The sequence below is a fragment of the Bacillus sp. FMQ74 genome, assembly GCF_001875785.1.
Taxonomy (GTDB): Bacteria; Bacillota; Bacilli; order Bacillales; family Bacillaceae; genus Bacillus; species Bacillus stercoris.
This window is the reverse complement of the sequence record NZ_MOEO01000001.1, coordinates 160,523-179,022: the sequence shown is the minus strand read 5'-3', so window position 1 is coordinate 179,022 and position 18,500 is coordinate 160,523. Positions and strand designations below refer to the sequence as shown.

Here is an 18,500-nt window from a genome sequence, read left to right as displayed (position 1 = left end):
TCTTGCATTACAGTTACTATCCCTATCCGGTGCCATACCGGGAAGATCCTGTTTTGATTCGAAATTTGCAGAAGGCCATCAACGGAGAATTCAGTGCAATTCAATGCTACCGCAGGCTTGCCGAACTAGCCGACCGCGATGAAGTCAGAAAACAGATTGAAGAAATCAGACGTGACGAGATCCGCCACCTTCGTGAATTTTCCACACTGTACGGATCGATTACCGGCAAGCACATCATGCCGAAACAAACGGAAGAGTGCCCGGACAATTTCACGAGAGGACTGGACGCCGCATTTAAAGATGAACAAGAAACCGTCGACTTTTACTTGCGTGCAGCGGAGGAAACGTCAAACTTAAAAGCGAAAGGCGTCTTTACGCGCGCCGCACGTGATGAACAAAATCACGCTGTCTGGTTCCTATACTATCTGGCCAAACGTTAGATATGCCCGTTTTAGGGTATATGTACATATCTACTCAGCTAAAAACACATTCCTCCGTTTTTTTCAAATGCAGACGGGAAACATAAAACCATACACGGCCATACAGGGGGAATCAACCATGGAGCAATATTCAGAAGCTTGTATTGAGGCTTGCATTGATTGTATGGAGGCTTGCAATCATTGTTTTACAAAATGCCTGGAAGAAAGCGCGCAGCACGATCTCAGCGGCTGCATCCGGCTTGACAGGGAATGCGCAGATATTTGCGCGCTGGCAGTCAAAGCCATGCAAACCGACAGCCCGTTTTTGAAAGAAATTTGTGCACTTTGCGCCGATATTTGTGAAGCGTGCGGCACTGAATGCGAAAAGCATGATCACGATCATTGCCAAGCATGTGCGAAAGCCTGCTTCGCCTGCGCTGAACAATGCCGCAGCATGGCGGCGTCTTAAAAGACGTAGAGGGTTCAATCATTGAACCCTTTTTTATTTGGACAGCCACACGGAGTACAAATCAATCCATCCCTCTTCATCAAGCACCAGGCCTTTTACATTGTTACTTGATGTCACCCGAAGCACATTTTGATACAGCGGAATCGCATTCAGCTCCTGTATAAGCTGACGGTCAATGTCACGCAGGATATTCATTCTCGAACAGCGGTCAGGCATGGAAAACATCCGCTCCATCATTCCCGAGCAGAATTGTATCAGCTTTTTAGATAGATGCTGCCTCAAGAAACTGTTTTCCGACAGCAGCAAATGCAAAAAACCAAACTCGCTGTCTTGATAAAACGTCGCACTGTCATGAATGATATCCGCCATCTGCACGACTTCCGGCCGTCGCAGATCATCAGCATCACAGAATTGAAGTGTAAGCCTGATACCGTGTTGGGCGCACATATTTTGAATCCATTCGGCGTCCTCACGATGATCCGTTTCCGAAAAGGTATACAGCACCATTGTTTCGCCCTCGTATCCGCTTTTCTTCAACAATTCAGATGGCGAAACGCCCTCCCACTCAAAAGAACTCGAATGCCAAAAGGACGTAACCGGGATTCTTCGGTGCCCTCCCGCTTCACGAACGAGCCGTTCAGAAGAAATCAACAGCCGGAGCGCTTTTCTAAAGCTTCGGTGCTGAAGAGGCCCCTTCTTTTTCAGATTGAGCGACAAATACTGGACATGCCGCTCATCAAAAATAGTTTGCTGCTCAGGACATGTTTGTTTTTCTTGAATGGTAAATCCGTTCATCTCACCAGCTTGTTCAGAAAACACAAACTCCACGCGATCCAAATAGGGGCGCCCCTTGAAGTAGCGCTCATAGGCTTCAAGCACAAGCATCCAGCCGTTATGCTGATTCACCCGAAAAGGCCCTGTTCCATTGATCCCGCCGCCCTGTTCTGCCGACAATATGGACAGCCGTTCATCACAAAGAGCATACGGCAAAAACTCATTCGGCTTATCGAGTATGATCTCCACACAATAAGGGCCCTTTTCTAAGACTTGTTTCACTCCGTGCAGCAGCCATTTATACGGGTTGTCAGCCAGTTCCAAAAAGCGCTGAAACGTAAACGCTACGTCCCGCGATGTCAGCAGCTGCCTATTATGAAACGACACACCTTTTCGAAGAAAAAATCTCCACCGTTTTTTTCCGTCCTCTTCCCATCCATGAACCAAATGAGGCTTCGGCTCCTGCATATCCGGATCAAACGTGAGCAGTGTATCATATATCTGTTTGACGAAATGGCCCTCAGACCGCAAAAATATTTGGCATGGATCAAAACTGCTGACAGATTCGGGGGAGATGAACAGCCGGAGAACATCCTTTTCTCCATCCCGACCGGACTCTGTCACAAAACCAAATACCTCAGAAAACCACATACCATATTCGTTTTGAAGCTCCGGAAACGCGGACTGATACTGCTGAAGCAGTTCCTTTGCCTTTTTAAGCTTTCCAGCCATGGTATATTCCTTGGCAGTTTGAAGAAGCAGTTCCTCAGGCCTCCGAAGAAACGCGATTTTAGATTTGCGGCCGCGCCCCGCCCCGCTTTCCCAAATAATCCAATTGCTGTTCTCCAGCTTATGTAAAATGAGCTTTGCATTTCTTTCCGTACAAAATAAACAGTCGGCAATCTCAGTGAGCGTCATTTCGTTCATTTGCCCATACTCAGCCCGTCCTGTTTTTACAAGCGCCACGTAGTGCTCAATTAGCTTCAATCCCCGCACCTCCCGACAAAAGGGGAACTTTTATCTCTTCATTTCTTCACTTTTTGGGTCGCCGTCCCTTCTATACACTACTACTATAACAAACACCGAAAGGCGGCGATCACATGCTGACCAGCTTTCAATCTATTAAATCAAGATATACCGCTCCCGTTTGGCTCCGCTTTTTCGGCGAAATGCTGACAAGCCTGACAGGTGCAATGATGGGACCTTTTATGGTGCTGTATCTGCATGAACAATTAAACGGCAATGTCATGATGCCAATGCTGATCATCAGCCTTCAGCCATTTGCTGATCTTTTCCTGACGCTCGCTGCCGGACGGATGACGGACCAGCTTGGGCGGCGCACAGCGATTTTGACCGCATTGCTTCTTCAATCAGCGGCAATGACAGGGTTTGTATTTGCTGAGCATGCGTATGTTTTCGCTATTCTCTATGTCATGAATGGCATCGGAAGATCGTTGTACATTCCCGCTTCCCGCGCCCAAATCGCTGAAAGCACGCCGGAAAGCAGGCGTTCGGAAGTGTTTGCGGTCATCGATGCGATCTATTCGGCGGGCCTGACGGCAGGGCCGCTAGTGGGGATTCTGCTGTACAATCATAACCCCGTGTGGATATTTGCATTAGATGCTGCAGCATTGTTTATCTACTTTCTGATCGCTGCATTGAAACTACCTGAGACAAAGCCGCTAAACCTAACTGTGACACAGCAAAAGTCTGCGAGCTTAACGATATACAGGCCCGTCCTGCTTCTTTTGCTGCTTTCTCTCCCCATCAGCATGTTATATGCGCAAACAGAAACAACATACCGACTGTTCAGCAAAAACATGTTTTCTGATTATCTGTCGACGCTGACCATCTACTCAGCAGCAAAGGCTTTATTCAGCTTTGTTCTCCAGGTTCCTCTTGTCAAAGGGACCGAAAAACTTACAATGAAAACGATTCTTTTCATTACTTATATCTGCTACTCCCTTGCGGCTGCCGGCTTTGCATGCTCAACATCCCTAACAATGCTTTTAGTGACGGCAGCGGTGATGACGGTTGGCGAAAGCATCGGATTAACTCACATCCAGACCTTCATCTCGAAATTGGCACCGCCTCATTTGCTTGGCCGGTTCTATGCTGTCTATGGTCTGCATTGGGATATATCCCGCTCAATCGGACCGCTCGCGGGCGGGCTGATCATGACATCGTTTGGCGGAGAAGTGATATTTTACGCCCTTGCCGTGTGTCTGCTGGCAGCAGGTTTATGCCTGGCTTACACAATAGAGAAGCTCGAACATAAGGTCATAAGAAAAGTGAATCACTAATAGAAAATAATTCATAATTTCTTTATCAACAAAAATATACTATAGTAATAAATACATTCACTACGTGAACAATTGGAGTGTTACGCGAAAAGGAAGAAGGGTTTACATTGAAGAAAGACGAAAATCTCCTCAAAGATCTATGGTTTATCGCAATCAGTGCAGCCGGGGGGTTTATTCTTTCATTAACTGGAATATCAATTGGATGGATGATCGGAACGCTGATTGTCGCCTGCTGCCTCGCCATGATACGGCCGGCATGGCTGATGATGGCACCAGACCAAAAAGGAATTAATCGGCGATGGCTCGCCCTCGGGCAGATGATCCTCGGCATCGAATTGGGCCAAAAGCTGAATTTATCCGTTCTCTCTGTTCTCAAAGACCATTGGTTTTCAGTCGGCGTTATGCTGATATTGTCTATCCTGCTGGCCATGCTGTCAGGATATGTGCTTTGGCGTTTCAGCAAAACGGATATGATGACTAGCTTTGTCGGCACCGCTCCCGGCGGGCTTTCCGCCATGCCGAGCATCGCACAGGAGGTCGGCGCCAACACCGCCATTGTCAGCCTCGTACAAATGATGCGGGTGCTGCTCGTGGTCCTTTCCATTCCGTTTTTGGTTATCATGATCTATACAAAACAAGACAGTTCCACAAGTGCTGCAGCAGGGCTTTCTTCAGCAACGACAGATTTTAGGCTCGCTCCCGTTTTGTGGACCGTCATTCTTATTCTCGCTGCCTGGGGAGCCTGCAAAGCTGCGAAATTTTTAAAGTTTCCGGCTCCATGGCTGCTTGGCAGCATGCTCGGTGTAGCCATTGTACACGTTGGCGGAGCTGCGGTGATAGGGCACGACATGACCGCATGGTGGCCGTCACAAGCGAACCATGTATCACAAGTATTTCTCGGGGCAACGATCGGCTCTAAAATGTACAAAAGCATGTTTGCCGGCGTCACCCGTATTATCATCGTCGGGTTTGTCTCGTCCGTCGGTTTAATCGCAGCTATGTTTTTGAGCGCCGTGATCGTTTCCGAGCTGACAGGAATCTCGCTCATCACCTCTGTTCTGGCATTTGCGCCCGGCGGGATTGCAGAGATGGCGACGACGTCCGTTACATTACATGCTGATTCCACTTTTGTCGTTGCGGTTCAGGTTATCCGCGTCATCCTTGTCATTGCCCTGCTGCCGCCGTTTTATCGTCTGCTTCACCATCTCCATGGTGAAAAGAAAGGAAAAGAGGGGTCGATCAGCGGCAATGCCTAATTGAAAAAAATCCTGCCATGGTACACTTACAGCAGAAAGAGTAACACTTTTGCTGCGCGACAGTCCTAAGAAGCCAATGCACTTATACGATGCCCTATGTTTAGGAATCTGGCTGATTTATAATTTGGTGGCAACCGGCTCACCCGGACTGCCGCTTAGATTTTAGCCGGAGGAAACTTGATTTACCTCCAAATAGAAGAAACGTGAAAAACACGCACCGCAGTGCGTGTTTTTTATTGAAAAATGCCGGGAAGACCTCCTTCAATTTCTTCTGACGTCGGATACCATTTTGTCACCAGATCACGAAACAGCCGTTCCGCAAAAAGTATCTCTTCCTCGGTATAGCGGTCAAAAAATGACAGAAAACGCTGTTCAGCCTTCTGATGATAATATTTGTGCAAACTGTGCAGCTTTTTTCCAGCAGGCGTCAATCGGAAGTAGATCTCCTTTTTATTATCGCTGAGCTGTGTTCTGTGCAGGAAGCCCACGCCGAGCAATTTTGTGCTGATGCGTGATACAGTCGCTTTTGTCGTATTCATTTTTTCTGCTATCGACGTGACATTGATTGGTTCATTGTCCCCGACACAGGACAAAACATGAATTTCTGTCATCGTCAATTGAGATTTACTCCCGTGCTCTACATCCAGCTTCCCCAATTCGTCAGATAAAAAGGCTTTAATAAGCCCCTCCCATTTCTCCTGCTGATGAATGAGCTCCGCATACAATTCAAAAAGATTGCGTTTCGTATGATCTGTGTTCATCGGGTTTTCCATCCTTTTTCATTCGATTGTTTCTTCTATCATACCGTTTTGTTACAGATGAAACAATCGAATTGAATTATACTCGGCTGGTGACGGAAAACCAGCGGCTGATCCCTTTTTGAATCACCTCGGCACAATCGGGCGCTGATGCATCCACCGCCCAGGCTACATATCCATCAGGACGAATCAATATGGTATGCACATCCCGCAACTTTTCATTCGGTTCTGCAAGCGAGGCGTTTACCGTTCGTAGGCCTTTCACTTTGATATGATCATCAGCTTCCTGCATCAACGACAGCAAAACGAATGTCCCGTTTCGTAGAAGGCTGAACAGCCGTTCCGAACTGGCGTCGGGAAGAATCAGCTCCATATCAGGGAGTCTTGCCCCGTTCAAATGATGCGGCGGCACGGTGAGATCAGCTTCGTATCTGACATCGAGCGCAGAAATTTGCCCCGCTACATGCCGATTCACATCAGGGAAGGCCAGCAGCTCCGACATCATCCCCCGCAAATGGAGGCCTGCTTGAGTGAAATCGATCAGCCTTGTCTGTGCCTCCGTGTTTCTCAGGAGCCCTTCAGCTGCCGGGTGCCGCTCGTCATGATAGCTGTCCAAAAGCCATGAAGGCGCAGAGCCTTTGATGGCCGCCGCCAGTTTCCACCCGAGGTTCATTGCATCCTGAAGGCCGACATTCAGCCCTTGCCCGCCCGCCGGAAAATGAATATGCGCGGCATCACCCGCAAGAAAGATTCTGCCGTCCCGATACCGTTTCGCTTGGCGCGCGGCGTTCCCGAACCGCGACATCCACGAAGGGTCGGTTAAACCGAAGTCAGTTCCGCAAATTCGCAGGAGGTCAGCTTTCAGCTCTTCCTCAGTCACAGGCACATCTTTCGGCGTCTGCGTGCGATAAGGGCTGATCACAACGACACGGTATCGGTCTGGAGATAACGGAACAATCATAACACCGCCCTCTTTTGTGCAAAGGGACAGCACGCCTGACGGCGGCGGAGAAAGGAGCACCACATCCCCAAGCGCAGCGGTGACAGTGCTGTCTGTTCCTGGAAACTCAATTCCAGCCTGTTTCCGGACGGTACTTCCACCGCCATCGGCACCAACGGCAAACTTACTTGTGATTGTCCGTACACTGCCGTCCCGATCTTTAAAAATCGTTTGGACCGCTTCCCCGTTTTGCGTAACTGCCAGCGCCTCGGCACCCCGAAACACCTCTGTTCCCAGGCTTCGCGCATGATCTTCAAGCAGCTTTTCTGTTTTGGACTGCGGGAGCAAAAGCGTGTAAGGGCAGCTCGTATCAAAGCCTGAAAAATCCAGACGGGTATCCAGCATTGAAAAATGTCCGGAAGGTATCTTGCTTCCCTTGGATACGAACCGCTCTAAAATCCCTCTCATCTCAAGGAGCTCCAGCGTTCGGGGATGCAGCGTCAACGCTTTGGAATGCGGAACAGGTTTTTCAAGCCGTTCAATCACACATGTTTTCACCCCGGCCATCGCAAGCTCAGAAGCCAGCATAAATCCGACCGGCCCTCCACCTATAATCACTGCTTCATATTTCATCACCATTCATCACTCCTTTTGTTTCATAAAAAACGAACAAAACTCAATAAAAGTGGACCTCCAATCAAAAAATATATAAATTTTGTTACAGACGTAACAATTTTAATTATAGTTCCTTACAAATTTTTCTTCAACACATTTTTCCAAACAGCATACAAAAAGACGCCTCTTCAATTAGCGTCTTTTTATTCGGCATCAGAAATCACACCGACAATATTTTTTTCTCTTATCGGACCAAAATGCCGGCTGTCGAAGCTGTATATGCGATTATCTCCAACGACAAAATATTTTCCTTTCGGCACCTTGCTTGTTCCCGTCACATCTTTCAAAGAAAAATCACCCGTTACATGGCTTCCGGCAGAAACAGATTTCAAATGCTTCAAAAATGGCTCAGCAACCTGCTTTCCGTTCACATACAGCTGATCATCTTGATATTTGATCGTTTCACCGGGCAAGCCGATTACCCGTTTAATCAGCACTTTATGATCAGGGCCTTTAAAAAGGACGATGTCAAAACGATGGATGGTTTTAAATCGATGTGAAAATTTATTGACCAACAATTCGTTCCCTTCCTGAAACGTCGGGTTCATACTGACACCTTCTACCTTGTAATCAATAAAGACGGCATTTTTAACCTGAATGGCGAGAACGACGGACATTACACCGGCAAGAAACCAAAACCGTTTTTTCATGTTACTGTCTCCCTCCATCATGCTCACGCTGACTGGCTCTTACATGCAGATACCGCTCCACCTTTTTGCCGACATACCATAAGACAGTGATCACCAATACTGCGATGACCGTTCGAATCGGCTGTGTAATCAGCGCGTGCAGATCATATCCGATGAAGCTGATCATAAAAATCATGACAAGCTTCCCCGAGGCTGCCGCCAAAATAAACGGCCGCGTTCCGATCCTTGACAAACCGGCAACAACATTCACTGCGGCTGACGGTGTAAATGGAAAACAAAGCAGAAGAAACATAGGACCGAAGCCGTGTCTTTCCACCCATAACATCAGCTTTCTGACAGACGGATGACTGCGGATAAATCCAAGCAATTTTCTCTGTCCGTATTGACGGACGATCAAAAATACGAGAATGGAACCAGCAGTTGATCCTGCCCAGGACAGGATAAATCCTTCCCATAAGCCAAATGAGTTCGTATTCGCCACCACAAACACGATCAGCGGCAAAAACGGAAGAAACGCTTCAATTAAAGGCAGCAGCACAGCTATGAGTGGCCCGAAAGCCCTATAGCTTTGAAATAATTCAGTTAAATGTTCTTGTGTCAAATAGGATAAAAAATGCTCCAACATTTATACTCCTTACCGGGTTTGTCTATCCTTATTCTACACATTATCAGCAGAAAACTAAAAAGTTTTGGTGATTTTTTCTGTCTTGAAACATTTCACCAGCCGATATAGAATACAATAGAACAAACGTTCCCTTAGAAAGAAGGAGTCAACATGCCGAATCTGCAGGAGGAAATATACGATTTAATTGAACGGGCTCTCTTTTTGCCCATGGCCATTACAATTTTTAACCGTGATCTCGCCGGAATTGAAGAAAGCACCTTAAAATTGAAGCATCCTTATAAACAGCTTATCAGCGAATCATTAAAAATAGCACAAAAGGATTTGATAGAGGTTAGAAAAGAACTGAGGAAAAGGAAAATTGCGATCCGCGAGATGGAACGCGATGAGGCCTTTACGCTCTATGTATTTGTCATCGACGGTTATGAAGAGAAGCACCGCTATTTTAATCCACGAATCCGTGAGCAGGTCAGCGAATTATTAACATACTATCTATTTGCCCCGGACAGGACCTGAGCCTTTTGAATCATATTGCCCGTTCCCTCTTCGGGGCGATCCCGAGCATTAATTTCAGACAATTCACACTATACAAACAAAATAAATTTATTTATAATTCGAACCACAGCCTTTCACCCCCGAAAAATGACATGTGCTGCCATATCGACGACATCATTTTCAGTACGGTCGGGCTTGTACACCCCCAATCCTAATTAGAAGGAGGATTTTATGAAACTGATTCACATTCTCGCCGCGTTGCCCTTTATCGGAATCTTACTCGGCATCCCTTTTGCAAATAAAGTGACCCCCTATGTGTTCGGCATGCCGTTTATTCTTGCCTATATTGTGATGTGGGCTATTTTGACCTCTGCGCTGATGGCAATTGTATATGTCCTCGACAAGGAAAATAAAAAGGAGGAAGCAGAATGAACGCAGCTCTCATCATCATTTTCGGCGTCCTGCTCTTAAGTATTTTTCTCGGTATACGCGCCCAAAAAGGAAAAGACATGAACCTGGAGCAGTGGACGGTCGGAGGACGGGGCTTTGGAACTGTGTTCGTCTTCCTTTTGATGGCAGGCGAAATTTATACTACTTTTACGTTTCTCGGCGGCAGCGGCTGGGCCTACGGAAAGGGCGGTCCAGCCTTTTATATCATCGCCTACGGATGCCTGGCCTACATCCTTTCTTACTGGCTTCTTCCGGCAGTTTGGACGTACGCGAAACAGCATAAACTGATGTCGCAGTCTGATTTTTTCACAAAAAAATACAACAGTCCGCTGCTTGGCATTCTCGTTTCACTGGTCGGCATCGCCGCGCTCATTCCCTATCTTGTGCTGCAGCTGAAAGGTCTCGGGCTGATAGTATCGGAAACCTCGTACGGCAAAATCACGCCAACCGCCGCCATCTGGATCGGCGCCATTTCCATCACGGTTTATGTTATGGTTTCCGGCATTCACGGGTCTGCCTGGATATCGGTTGTGAAGGACATCATGATTCTGGTTGTCGTTCTGTTTTTAGGTGTGTATTTGCCAATTCATTACTACGGCGGATTTCAAGACATGTTTCAGCAGATTGAAACGGCAAAGCCTGACTTTCTTACGCTGCCCGAATCGGGACAAAGTGCGGCGTGGTTCAGTTCAACCGTACTCTTGACAGCGCTGGGTTTTTACATGTGGCCTCACACGTTTTCCGCTTCGTATTCAGCTGAAAACCCAAAAGTGTTTCGTAAAAACGCCATCATCATGCCTTTGTACCAGCTGGTCCTGCTCTTCGTCCTTTTCGTCGGCTTCGCGGCAATCCTGCAAGTTCCAGATCTGAAAGGCGCAGACGGGGATCTATCACTTTTGAGACTGTCCCTGCAAACATTTGACCCTTGGTTTGTCGGAATTATCGGTGCTGCCGGACTGCTGACAGCACTTGTGCCAGGCTCTATGATCTTAATGTCCGCCTCCACGCTGTTTGCAAAAAATGTGTACAAGGTAATCGCGCCCCGTACGACAGAACAGCAAGTATCGGCGCTTGCTAAGTTTTTAGTGCCGGTGATCGCGGTGATTGCGGTGTATTTTACCTTCAAAGGCGGGAATACCATCGTTACGCTGCTTTTGATGGGCTACAGCCTTGTCACACAGCTATTCCCCGCCCTTTTGTTCAGCCTGTTCAAGCATAATATGGTAACGAAGCAGGGAGCCTTCGCCGGCATTATTGCAGGTGTCGGAGCAGTTACTTATATTACAATGACAGAAACGACGATCGGCACTTTATTTCCGACGCTGCCGCAAGCCGCAAAAGACTTGAATGTCGGCATCGTCGCCCTGCTTTTGAATATCACGGTCATGATGGCAGTCAGCCTTATAACAAGGAAGGCGAAAAGCGCTGCGGCCGATCAGGCGGCTTAAGCAATAGAAAAAGCAATCTGGACATCAGATTGCTTTTTCTTATTTACCGTTCACAGGCGATAAGATCTTTATCGCGGTCTTTCTTTTTATTGGCATCATAAAGCGCCTTAGAGACGTAAGGCTTGTACTTCGTTTTTCCGCCTTTGTTTTTCACCTTCGATGTGCGGGCCACCCCGCCTTTGTATACTTTGTTTAGCTCCTTGCAGTTCTTATAGACCTTCACCTTTGTTTTGGCTTCCGCCACATGGTCAGCTCCGTATGAAAAACCGAAAACGAGACCGAGTGACAGCAAAACCGCCGCCGCTTTTTTCATGACGATTCACTCCCCCAGAACCCAATATTTAGTTGATTTATAGCTCGAATTTATCATAATTCATATAGTCTTATTTGACAAGATAAATATGGAAGAAGAGTTTGTTTTTCTTGTTTTCTGTGGTCCTCCAGTGTTCAAACTGCCAAAACATGTTTTTCTGCGTATGCTCAGGGGTACACATACGAATGTACACCAAACAGAAAAGGAGCGTTGATGATGTCTGATTCAAATCTTACGAATCCTATAAAAGCATTTTTTCATGATGAATTTCCCGAACAATATCAAGAACCGCCAGGCCTGCAAAAGAACATGAAGCCTGTCCCTGATTGCGGAGAAAAAAGCTACAAGGGTTCAGGTAAACTAATCGGCCGAAAAGCGCTTGTCACCGGCGGCGATTCCGGCATCGGCCGCGCTGCCGCGATCGCTTACGCCAGGGAAGGCGCCGACGTGGCCATTAACTACTTGCCCGCGGAACAGCCTGATGCTGAAGAGGTAAAAGAACTGATAGAAGCAGAAGGTCGAAAAGCAGTGCTGATCCCCGGAGACTTGAGTGACGAATCCTTTTGCCATGATCTGGTCAAACAGGCGCAGCAGGAGCTCGGAGGACTAGATGTGCTGGCGCTGGTTGCAGGCAAACAGCAAGCAGTCGAAAACATCGAAGATCTGCCCACTGAACAAATCTATAAAACATTTGAAGTAAACGTCTTCTCCCTTTACTGGGTTGTAAAAGCGGCGCTTCCGTATTTGCCGGAGGGAGCTTCAATTATCACAACTACCTCAGTTGAAGGCTACAATCCAAGCCCGATGCTGTTAGATTACGCAGCAACGAAAAACGCCATTATCGGCTTTACCGTCGGACTGGGAAAACAGCTTGCTTCCAAAGGCATCAGAGTAAATTCAGTTGCGCCCGGACCCATTTGGACACCGCTGCAAATTTCCGGCGGACAGCCGACGGAAAACATCCCGAAATTCGGACAAGGCACGCCGCCAGCTCCATTAAATCGCGCTGGGCAGCCAGCGGAATTGGCGGATATTTATGTATTTCTAGCTTCAGAGAATTCAAGCTATGTAACATCTCAGGTATATGGCATCACCGGAGGAATTCCGACGGCATAGCTTTATGAAAGGAGCTGCCCTATGGGTCAGCTCCTTTCTATTTTCTAATACCGCTCCCCGAGCTCACGCAAAATAAAATCATAAATCATCTTCGTCCGCTCTTCCTTCGGGTACAGCATAAATTCCTGCCTTTTCGGCACGCGGTGGTCGATTCTGTCTTGGAATTTGGTTCTGAGCCACGCTGTTCGGTATACCTGGTTCTCGAACGAATTATAGGAAATCGGCAGCTCCATCGTTTTCCCATTCGAAAACGTCACTTCCGTATCGTCGAATTCAGTCGCTTTGAATTCTTTTACATGCACATGGGAAATCCAGCCGCATTGGGGTCTTGTCGAAGAAAGTGTAGGGAATAAAAAGATTTGGTTCGAAGGGTCCACCATGATTGGCGGTTTGTGTGAAATTTTTGTCACTTCATAAGTTCCTGCTTTTCTTCCCGCATAGCTTGATCCAAAAAACCGGCAGCTTCTGTCGACAATTTGCAGCGGCTTCATGCTGACATAAAACACACAATCTTTTTCAATAATTTTGGAACAGATTTTGCCGTCTATTTCTTCTGGCAGCACGGCAATTGTTGCGCCGTTCACTTCATACGATTCTAAAGGTGCATCTGTTTTCTGACTCATATTTTGGCCTCCATCCTTTTTCTGCAAAATTTATACTAATAATCTATCATCTGTTTTTATAAAACGACAGGTTTTTTTAACAATTAAGATAAAATCATCTTTTAATGATATTTATTGGTACTAAATAACTAGTAATAAACCGATTTTACTTTGATAAGGCTTGACGGTTTACGGCATTTTGCAGGATATGTCGATAGATTGCCAAGTATTAGTTGTCTAAAAATTATAAAAATTTATTGATTTTTTCGATCGTTATCCATATACTATAAAAAAGGCATTGGGGGGATTCTTTATGAAAGAGAAAAAATCGTACACTGAGCTCATGAAGTCCCGCAACACGCAAAAAACAAAAGAATTCGATGTCACAATGACGGATATCTACATTCAAATGGTGCTCGATGAATCCTTGTATAACCGTCGGCTTGCCATGCTGACGGACCAAATTAACAAAGCCTTGGACGAAAAAGATAAAGATGCGTTTCTTACGCTCTCTAAAGAATATGCAGCGCTCAAGCAGAGCGAATAAGCCAATCCTTAAGGATTGGCTTTTTATTATCCGTTCACAATGGTTCCGCCATTGACGTGAATCGTCTGTCCTGTGACGTATGTGGAATCGTCGCTGGCTAGGTATAAATAGCTTGGCGCCACTTCGACCGGCTGTCCCGGGCGCTCCATCGGCACGTCTGAACCAAACACTTCCACGTCTTTTGCGGCAAAGCTGGCCGGGATAAGCGGTGTCCAAATGGGACCCGGTGCCACCGCATTGACCCGTATGCCCTGCTGAACAAGCGACTGGGAAAGGGATCTTGTAAACGTAACGATCGCTCCTTTTGTCGCTGAATAATCGATCAGCGTTTTATTGCCTTTATAGGCGGTAATTGAAGCGGTATTAATGATAGAGCTCCCTTTTTTTAAATGAGGCAGCACTGCCTTTGTTAAGTAAAACATGGAAAAAATGTTTGTTTGGAAGGTTCTGAGCAGCTGATGGCTGGTGATTTTTTCAATGCTGGGTTGGACATGCTGCTCAGCTGCATTGTTAACCAATATATCAATAGACGGAAACGCTTGGCTTGCCTGCCCGACCACATCATTGCAAAACGCTTCATCCCCGACATCTCCTGCAATCAGCAGGCATTTTACCCCTTCCTTTTCTACATACTGCTTTGTTTCCTCGGCGTCCTGATGTTCATTCAAATACACAATGACCACATTAGCCCCTTCTTTTGCAAATAACACCGATACAGCGCGTCCAATTCCGCTGTCTCCTCCAGTAATAATAGCGGTTTTGCCCTCTAATTTTTTCGCTTTCTTCGGCTTATCAAAAACCGGACGCGGGTCCATCAGATATTCAAAACCAGGCTGCTGGTTCTGGTGCTGAGGCGGTAATGTTTTCTTTTTTTGATTCGCCAATGAAATCACTCCTTTTCAACCTTATTATGTTATGAACAATGCCTGCTTCCTATGTATGAAAAGATAGAATATGGAAAAATTAAGAATAAATCTGATTGGAGGTATAACGGCTTGGCTAATCAACATTTTGCAAAGGAAGCACCTGAAACATACTGGAAAACATCAACTGACCTGCCTTCTTTTCCTGCGCTTCAAGAGGACACTGAATGTGACGTCACCATTATCGGAGGCGGGATTACAGGAATTACAACGGCATATGAACTTACGAAGAGAGGCTTCCGTGTTGTCTTGATTGAAGCGAATCAGGTTCTCAACGGAACCACTGCCCATACAACTGCTAAAGTTACCGCACAGCATGACATGATATTCGACGAATTTATCCGCAATTTCGGATTAAACCATGCGAGGCTTTATTATGAAGCAAACCAAAATGCAATTGATTACATAAAAGGGATTGTGGATGAACATCAAATTGACTGTGAATGGATCGAGCAAGATGCATATCTTTACACAGCAAATGAAAACGCTGTTCAAAAAATCCGCACTGAGCATGAGGCATACACAAAACTCGGAATTGAAAGAGACCTTATCAAGGATCTTCCAATTCCCTTAGGTTCTAAGCTGGCGCTTGTCATGAAGAATCAAGCTCAATTTCATCCGCTTCAATACTTAAAAGCGCTTCTGGAGCAAATTGTTCAAAAAGGCGGCCGAATTTATGAAGAGACCGTTGCGCTTGATATCAAAAAAGGCGAAAGGCCCGAAGTGATAACAAAAAGCCGGCACGCCATTAAGAGCCGCTTTATCATATGCTGTTCCCACTTCCCTTTTTATGACGGAGGCGGATTATATGCTGCGAGAATGTACTCTGACAGATCTTATGTCCTCGCCATCAAGCCGAAGATCGAGTATCCCGAGGGCATGTATTTAAGTATCGATCAGCCGTCAGTAGCCCTTCGCTATACGGTTGTAAACGGTGAAAAGCTGATTCTCTTCAGCGGAGTAAGCCATAAAACAGGCCAGGGAAAAGACATGTCTACACATTATGAAACACTGAGACAACTGGCCGAAAGCACCATCGGCATCGAAAGCATTCCATATTATTGGTCCACCCAAGATCTAGTGACGATCGACAAAATCCCGTTTATCGGGCCGATGTCGGAAAATGAGGACAATATTCTAGTAGCGACCGGGTTCAAAAAATGGGGCATGACGTCATCGGGTGTCGCAGCCACTTTATTATCGGACCTTGTACAGAAAAAAGATAATCCTTACAAAAGCATTTTCACACCGTCCCGGTTCCATCTGAATCCCGGTTTGCAGAAAGTGATTTCCTACAATGCCGATGTCGCCAAGCATTTGATTAAAGGAAAGCTTGAAAAGCCTGATGTCCAATTTGAAGACATTGCGCCAGGAGAAGGGAAAGCCGTCACCATAAACGGCAGGCGGGCGGGCGCATTTCGGGATGAGACAGGCTGCCTCCATCTCGTTGATACAACCTGTACCCATTTAGGCTGCGAGGTCGAGTGGAACGACAGCGAGCATACGTGGGATTGTCCGTGTCACGGATCACGCTTTAAGCCTTCTGGCGAAGTTGTAGAGGGTCCGGCCATTAAACCATTAAAGCAAATAGATCTCGATTAAACCGTTCATTTTAATGAACGGTTTTTCAAATATTTTTCATCTGCAGCTTCATTCATGTTTCCCTTGGCCGATAAAAAAGAAAAAGGCTTAAAAAGCCAAAAAGTAAAAATTATATTTTTCCCAAGGGGGATCATTGTATTGTTATTTAAAAGAGACAGGAAACAAGAAACAGCTTACTTTTCAGATTCAAACGGACAGCAAAAAAACCGCATCCAGCTCACAAACAAACATGAAGATGTCAAAAAACAGCTCAAAATGGTCAGGTTAGGAGATGCTGAGCTTTACGTGTTAGAGCAGCTTCAGCCATTAATTCAAGAAAATATCGTATACATCGTCGATGCATTTTATAAAAACCTTGACCATGAAAGCTCATTGATGGATATCATTAATGATCACAGCTCAGTTGACCGTTTAAAACAAACGTTAAAACGGCATATTCAGGAAATGTTTGCAGGCGTTATCGATGATGAATTCATTGAAAAGCGAAACCGAATCGCCTCCATCCATTTAAGAATCGGCCTTTTGCCAAAATGGTATATGGGCGCGTTTCAAGAACTCCTTTTGTCAATGATTGACATTTACGAAGCATCCATTACAAATCAGCAAGAACTGCTGAAAGCCATTAAAGCGACAACAAAAATCTTGAACTTAGAACAGCAGCTTGTCCTTGAAGCATTTCAAAGCGAGTACAACCAGACCCGTGATGAACAAGAAGAAAAGAAAAACCTTCTTCATCAGAAAATTCAAGAAACCTCTGGATCGATTGCCAATCTGTTTTCAGAAACAAGCAGATCCGTTCAAGAGCTTGTGGACAAATCTGAAGGCATTTCTCAAGCATCCAAAGCCGGCACGGTGACATCCAGCACTGTTGAAGAAAAGTCGATCGGCGGGAAAAAAGAGCTAGAAGTTCAGCAAAAACAGATGAACAAAATTGACACAAGCCTTGTCCAAATCGAAAAAGAAATGGTCAAGCTGGATGAAATCGCGCAGCAAATTGAAAAAATCTTCGGCATCGTCACAGGCATAGCTGAACAAACAAACCTTCTCTCGCTCAATGCTTCTATTGAATCCGCCCGCGCCGGAGAACACGGAAAAGGCTTTGCTGTCGTGGCAAATGAAGTGCGGAAGCTTTCTGAGGACACAAAAAAAACCGTCTCTACTGTGTCTGAACTTGTGAACAATACGAATACACAAATCAACATTGTATCGAAACATATCAAAGATGTGAATGAGCTAGTCAGCGAAAGTAAAGAAAAAATGACGCAAATTAACCGCTTATTCGATGAAATCGTTCACAGCATGAAAATCAGCAAAGAGCAATCAGGCAAAATCGACGTCGATCTGCAGGCCTTTCTTGGAGGGCTTCAGGAAGTCAGCCGCGCCGTTTCCCATGTGGCCGCTTCCGTTGATTCGCTTGTCATCCTGACAGAAGAATAACCATCAAAAACCGGTCTGCCATACGACCGGTTTTTCTGCGCTCATTATGTAAACTTAATTTAAAAATAAGTTGACATAATAATTGCCTGCATTTATTGTATAACCATATTTGATTACTGTTTGGAGGATTTCACATGCTGAAATTAATCGACATGATGCATATTGCTATTTTCACCGCACTGATCGCAGTGCTCGGCTTTATACCCCCTCTCTTCTTATCCTTTACACCCGTTCCGATTACATTGCAAACGCTTGGTGTCATGCTGGCAGGCAGCATCCTCAGGCCAAAGTCTGCTTTCTTAAGCCTGCTTGTCTTTTTGCTGCTCGTCGCCTTCGGAGCGCCGCTATTGCCTGGCGGACGAGGCGGTTTTGGTGTGTTTTTCGGACCGAGCGCAGGCTTTTTGATTGCTTATCCCCTCGCTTCATGGCTGATCAGTTTAGCTGCTAACAGACTGCGAAAGGTGACAGTTTTCCGTCTCTTTTTCACTCATATCGCATTCGGCATCATCTTTATTTATCTGCTTGGTATACCGGTACAAGCTTTTATTATGCATATTGATTTGTCACAGGCTGCCTTCATGAGCCTTGCATATGTGCCCGGTGATTTGATAAAAGCGGCTGTATCAGCATTTCTGGCGATAAAAATCACTCAAGCCTTGTCCCTTTCTGATACAATGTTTACGAAAGGAGGCTGACACTTC

The 18,500-nt window shown here is 46.0% G+C and carries 20 protein-coding genes and 1 pseudogene; 13 read left to right on the top strand and 8 right to left on the bottom strand.

What is annotated here, in order from left to right:
* The first annotated feature begins 2 nt into the window (after nt 1–2).
* Nucleotides 3–440, top strand: a complete 438-nt coding sequence (locus BLL41_RS00945) for a ferritin family protein (RefSeq protein WP_071576459.1) — start codon at nt 3–5, stop codon at nt 438–440.
* A gap of 118 nt (nt 441–558) precedes the next feature.
* Nucleotides 559–888 carry a four-helix bundle copper-binding protein gene (locus BLL41_RS00940; RefSeq protein ID WP_071576458.1) on the top strand — a complete coding sequence of 110 codons (330 nt, stop codon included), beginning with the start codon at nt 559–561 and terminating at the stop codon, nt 886–888.
* A 33-nt stretch (nt 889–921) separates the two neighbouring features.
* On the opposite strand, the gene BLL41_RS00935 is transcribed toward BLL41_RS00940, so the two are convergent.
* Nucleotides 922–2,649 carry an SgrR family transcriptional regulator gene (locus BLL41_RS00935; RefSeq protein WP_071576457.1) on the bottom strand — a complete coding sequence of 576 codons (1,728 nt, stop codon included), beginning with the start codon at nt 2,647–2,649 and terminating at the stop codon, nt 922–924.
* 113 nt (nt 2,650–2,762) lie between these two features.
* Between BLL41_RS00935 and BLL41_RS00930 the strand changes: the two genes are divergently transcribed.
* Nucleotides 2,763–3,965 carry an MDR family MFS transporter gene (locus tag BLL41_RS00930; protein ID WP_071576456.1) on the top strand — a complete coding sequence of 401 codons (1,203 nt, stop codon included), beginning with the start codon at nt 2,763–2,765 and terminating at the stop codon, nt 3,963–3,965.
* 107 nt (nt 3,966–4,072) lie between these two features.
* Nucleotides 4,073–5,221: an AbrB family transcriptional regulator gene (locus BLL41_RS00925; protein WP_071576455.1), complete on the top strand. Its 1,149-nt coding sequence runs from the start codon at nt 4,073–4,075 to the stop codon at nt 5,219–5,221.
* Nucleotides 5,222–5,454: 233 nt separating this feature from the next.
* Here BLL41_RS00925 and BLL41_RS00920 read toward each other — a convergent pair whose 3' ends face one another.
* From BLL41_RS00920 to BLL41_RS00905, 4 genes are all read right to left on the bottom strand, one after another.
* Nucleotides 5,455–5,982: a MarR family transcriptional regulator gene (locus BLL41_RS00920; protein WP_071576454.1), complete on the bottom strand. Its 528-nt coding sequence runs from the start codon at nt 5,980–5,982 to the stop codon at nt 5,455–5,457.
* 76 nt (nt 5,983–6,058) lie between these two features.
* On the bottom strand, nt 6,059–7,558 hold the full coding sequence (locus BLL41_RS00915) for a monooxygenase (protein ID WP_083427891.1): 1,500 nt from the start codon (nt 7,556–7,558) through the stop codon (nt 6,059–6,061).
* Between the two features lie 179 nt (nt 7,559–7,737).
* Complete coding sequence (gene lepB, locus BLL41_RS00910; protein ID WP_071576453.1) at nt 7,738–8,244, bottom strand: signal peptidase I; 507 nt, start codon at nt 8,242–8,244, stop codon at nt 7,738–7,740.
* Between the two features lies 1 nt (nt 8,245).
* The gene (locus BLL41_RS00905; protein ID WP_010886465.1) at nt 8,246–8,869 is read right to left on the bottom strand and encodes a TVP38/TMEM64 family protein; all 624 of its coding nucleotides are present in this window, start codon (nt 8,867–8,869) and stop codon (nt 8,246–8,248) included.
* Nucleotides 8,870–9,019: 150 nt separating this feature from the next.
* Here BLL41_RS00905 and BLL41_RS00900 point away from each other — a divergent pair, with 150 nt between their 5' ends.
* The 3 genes from BLL41_RS00900 to BLL41_RS00890 all read left to right on the top strand — a co-directional run bounded on the left by BLL41_RS00900 (nt 9,020) and on the right by BLL41_RS00890 (nt 11,259).
* Complete coding sequence (locus tag BLL41_RS00900) at nt 9,020–9,382, top strand: YhjD family protein (protein WP_071576452.1); 363 nt, start codon at nt 9,020–9,022, stop codon at nt 9,380–9,382.
* A 210-nt stretch (nt 9,383–9,592) separates the two neighbouring features.
* Entirely contained in the window at nt 9,593–9,793 is a 201-nt protein-coding gene (locus BLL41_RS00895; RefSeq protein WP_071576451.1) for a DUF3311 domain-containing protein, read from the top strand.
* Nucleotides 9,790–11,259 (top strand): sodium:solute symporter family protein, encoded by a 1,470-nt coding sequence (locus tag BLL41_RS00890; RefSeq protein WP_071576450.1) that lies wholly within the window; start codon nt 9,790–9,792, stop codon nt 11,257–11,259. Before BLL41_RS00895 ends, BLL41_RS00890 begins: the two co-directional genes overlap by 4 nt.
* 43 nt (nt 11,260–11,302) lie before the next feature.
* Here the strand turns inward: BLL41_RS00890 and BLL41_RS00885 are convergent, their stop codons facing one another.
* Nucleotides 11,303–11,572 (bottom strand): excalibur calcium-binding domain-containing protein, encoded by a 270-nt coding sequence (locus tag BLL41_RS00885; RefSeq protein ID WP_024571730.1) that lies wholly within the window; start codon nt 11,570–11,572, stop codon nt 11,303–11,305.
* Between the two features lie 216 nt (nt 11,573–11,788).
* Here BLL41_RS00885 and BLL41_RS00880 point away from each other — a divergent pair, with 216 nt between their 5' ends.
* Nucleotides 11,789–12,688, top strand: coding sequence for an SDR family oxidoreductase (locus tag BLL41_RS00880; protein WP_071576449.1), 900 nt, complete (start codon nt 11,789–11,791; stop codon nt 12,686–12,688).
* A gap of 44 nt (nt 12,689–12,732) precedes the next feature.
* Here the strand turns inward: BLL41_RS00880 and comK are convergent, their stop codons facing one another.
* Complete coding sequence (gene comK / locus BLL41_RS00875; protein WP_014663442.1) at nt 12,733–13,311, bottom strand: competence transcription factor ComK; 579 nt, start codon at nt 13,309–13,311, stop codon at nt 12,733–12,735.
* Between the two features lie 292 nt (nt 13,312–13,603).
* Here comK and BLL41_RS00870 point away from each other — a divergent pair, with 292 nt between their 5' ends.
* Nucleotides 13,604–13,837 carry an IDEAL domain-containing protein gene (locus BLL41_RS00870; protein ID WP_003233142.1) on the top strand — a complete coding sequence of 78 codons (234 nt, stop codon included), beginning with the start codon at nt 13,604–13,606 and terminating at the stop codon, nt 13,835–13,837.
* A 26-nt stretch (nt 13,838–13,863) separates the two neighbouring features.
* On the opposite strand, the gene BLL41_RS00865 is transcribed toward BLL41_RS00870, so the two are convergent.
* Nucleotides 13,864–14,721, bottom strand: a complete 858-nt coding sequence (locus BLL41_RS00865) for an SDR family oxidoreductase (RefSeq protein ID WP_069149317.1) — start codon at nt 14,719–14,721, stop codon at nt 13,864–13,866.
* Nucleotides 14,722–14,832: 111 nt separating this feature from the next.
* Here BLL41_RS00865 and BLL41_RS00860 point away from each other — a divergent pair, with 111 nt between their 5' ends.
* From BLL41_RS00860 to BLL41_RS00850, 4 genes and pseudogenes are all read left to right on the top strand, one after another.
* Complete coding sequence (locus BLL41_RS00860; RefSeq protein WP_071576448.1) at nt 14,833–16,362, top strand: FAD-dependent oxidoreductase; 1,530 nt, start codon at nt 14,833–14,835, stop codon at nt 16,360–16,362.
* Nucleotides 16,363–16,416: 54 nt separating this feature from the next.
* Nucleotides 16,417–17,043 (top strand): annotated as a pseudogene (locus BLL41_RS23255) (protoglobin domain-containing protein); the annotation flags it as partial.
* Between the two features lie 240 nt (nt 17,044–17,283).
* On the top strand, nt 17,284–17,799 hold the full coding sequence (locus tag BLL41_RS23250; RefSeq protein ID WP_326255844.1) for a methyl-accepting chemotaxis protein: 516 nt from the start codon (nt 17,284–17,286) through the stop codon (nt 17,797–17,799).
* 134 nt (nt 17,800–17,933) lie between these two features.
* Entirely contained in the window at nt 17,934–18,494 is a 561-nt protein-coding gene (locus BLL41_RS00850) for a biotin transporter BioY (protein ID WP_083427890.1), read from the top strand.
* Nucleotides 18,495–18,500: the final 6 nt, after the last annotated feature.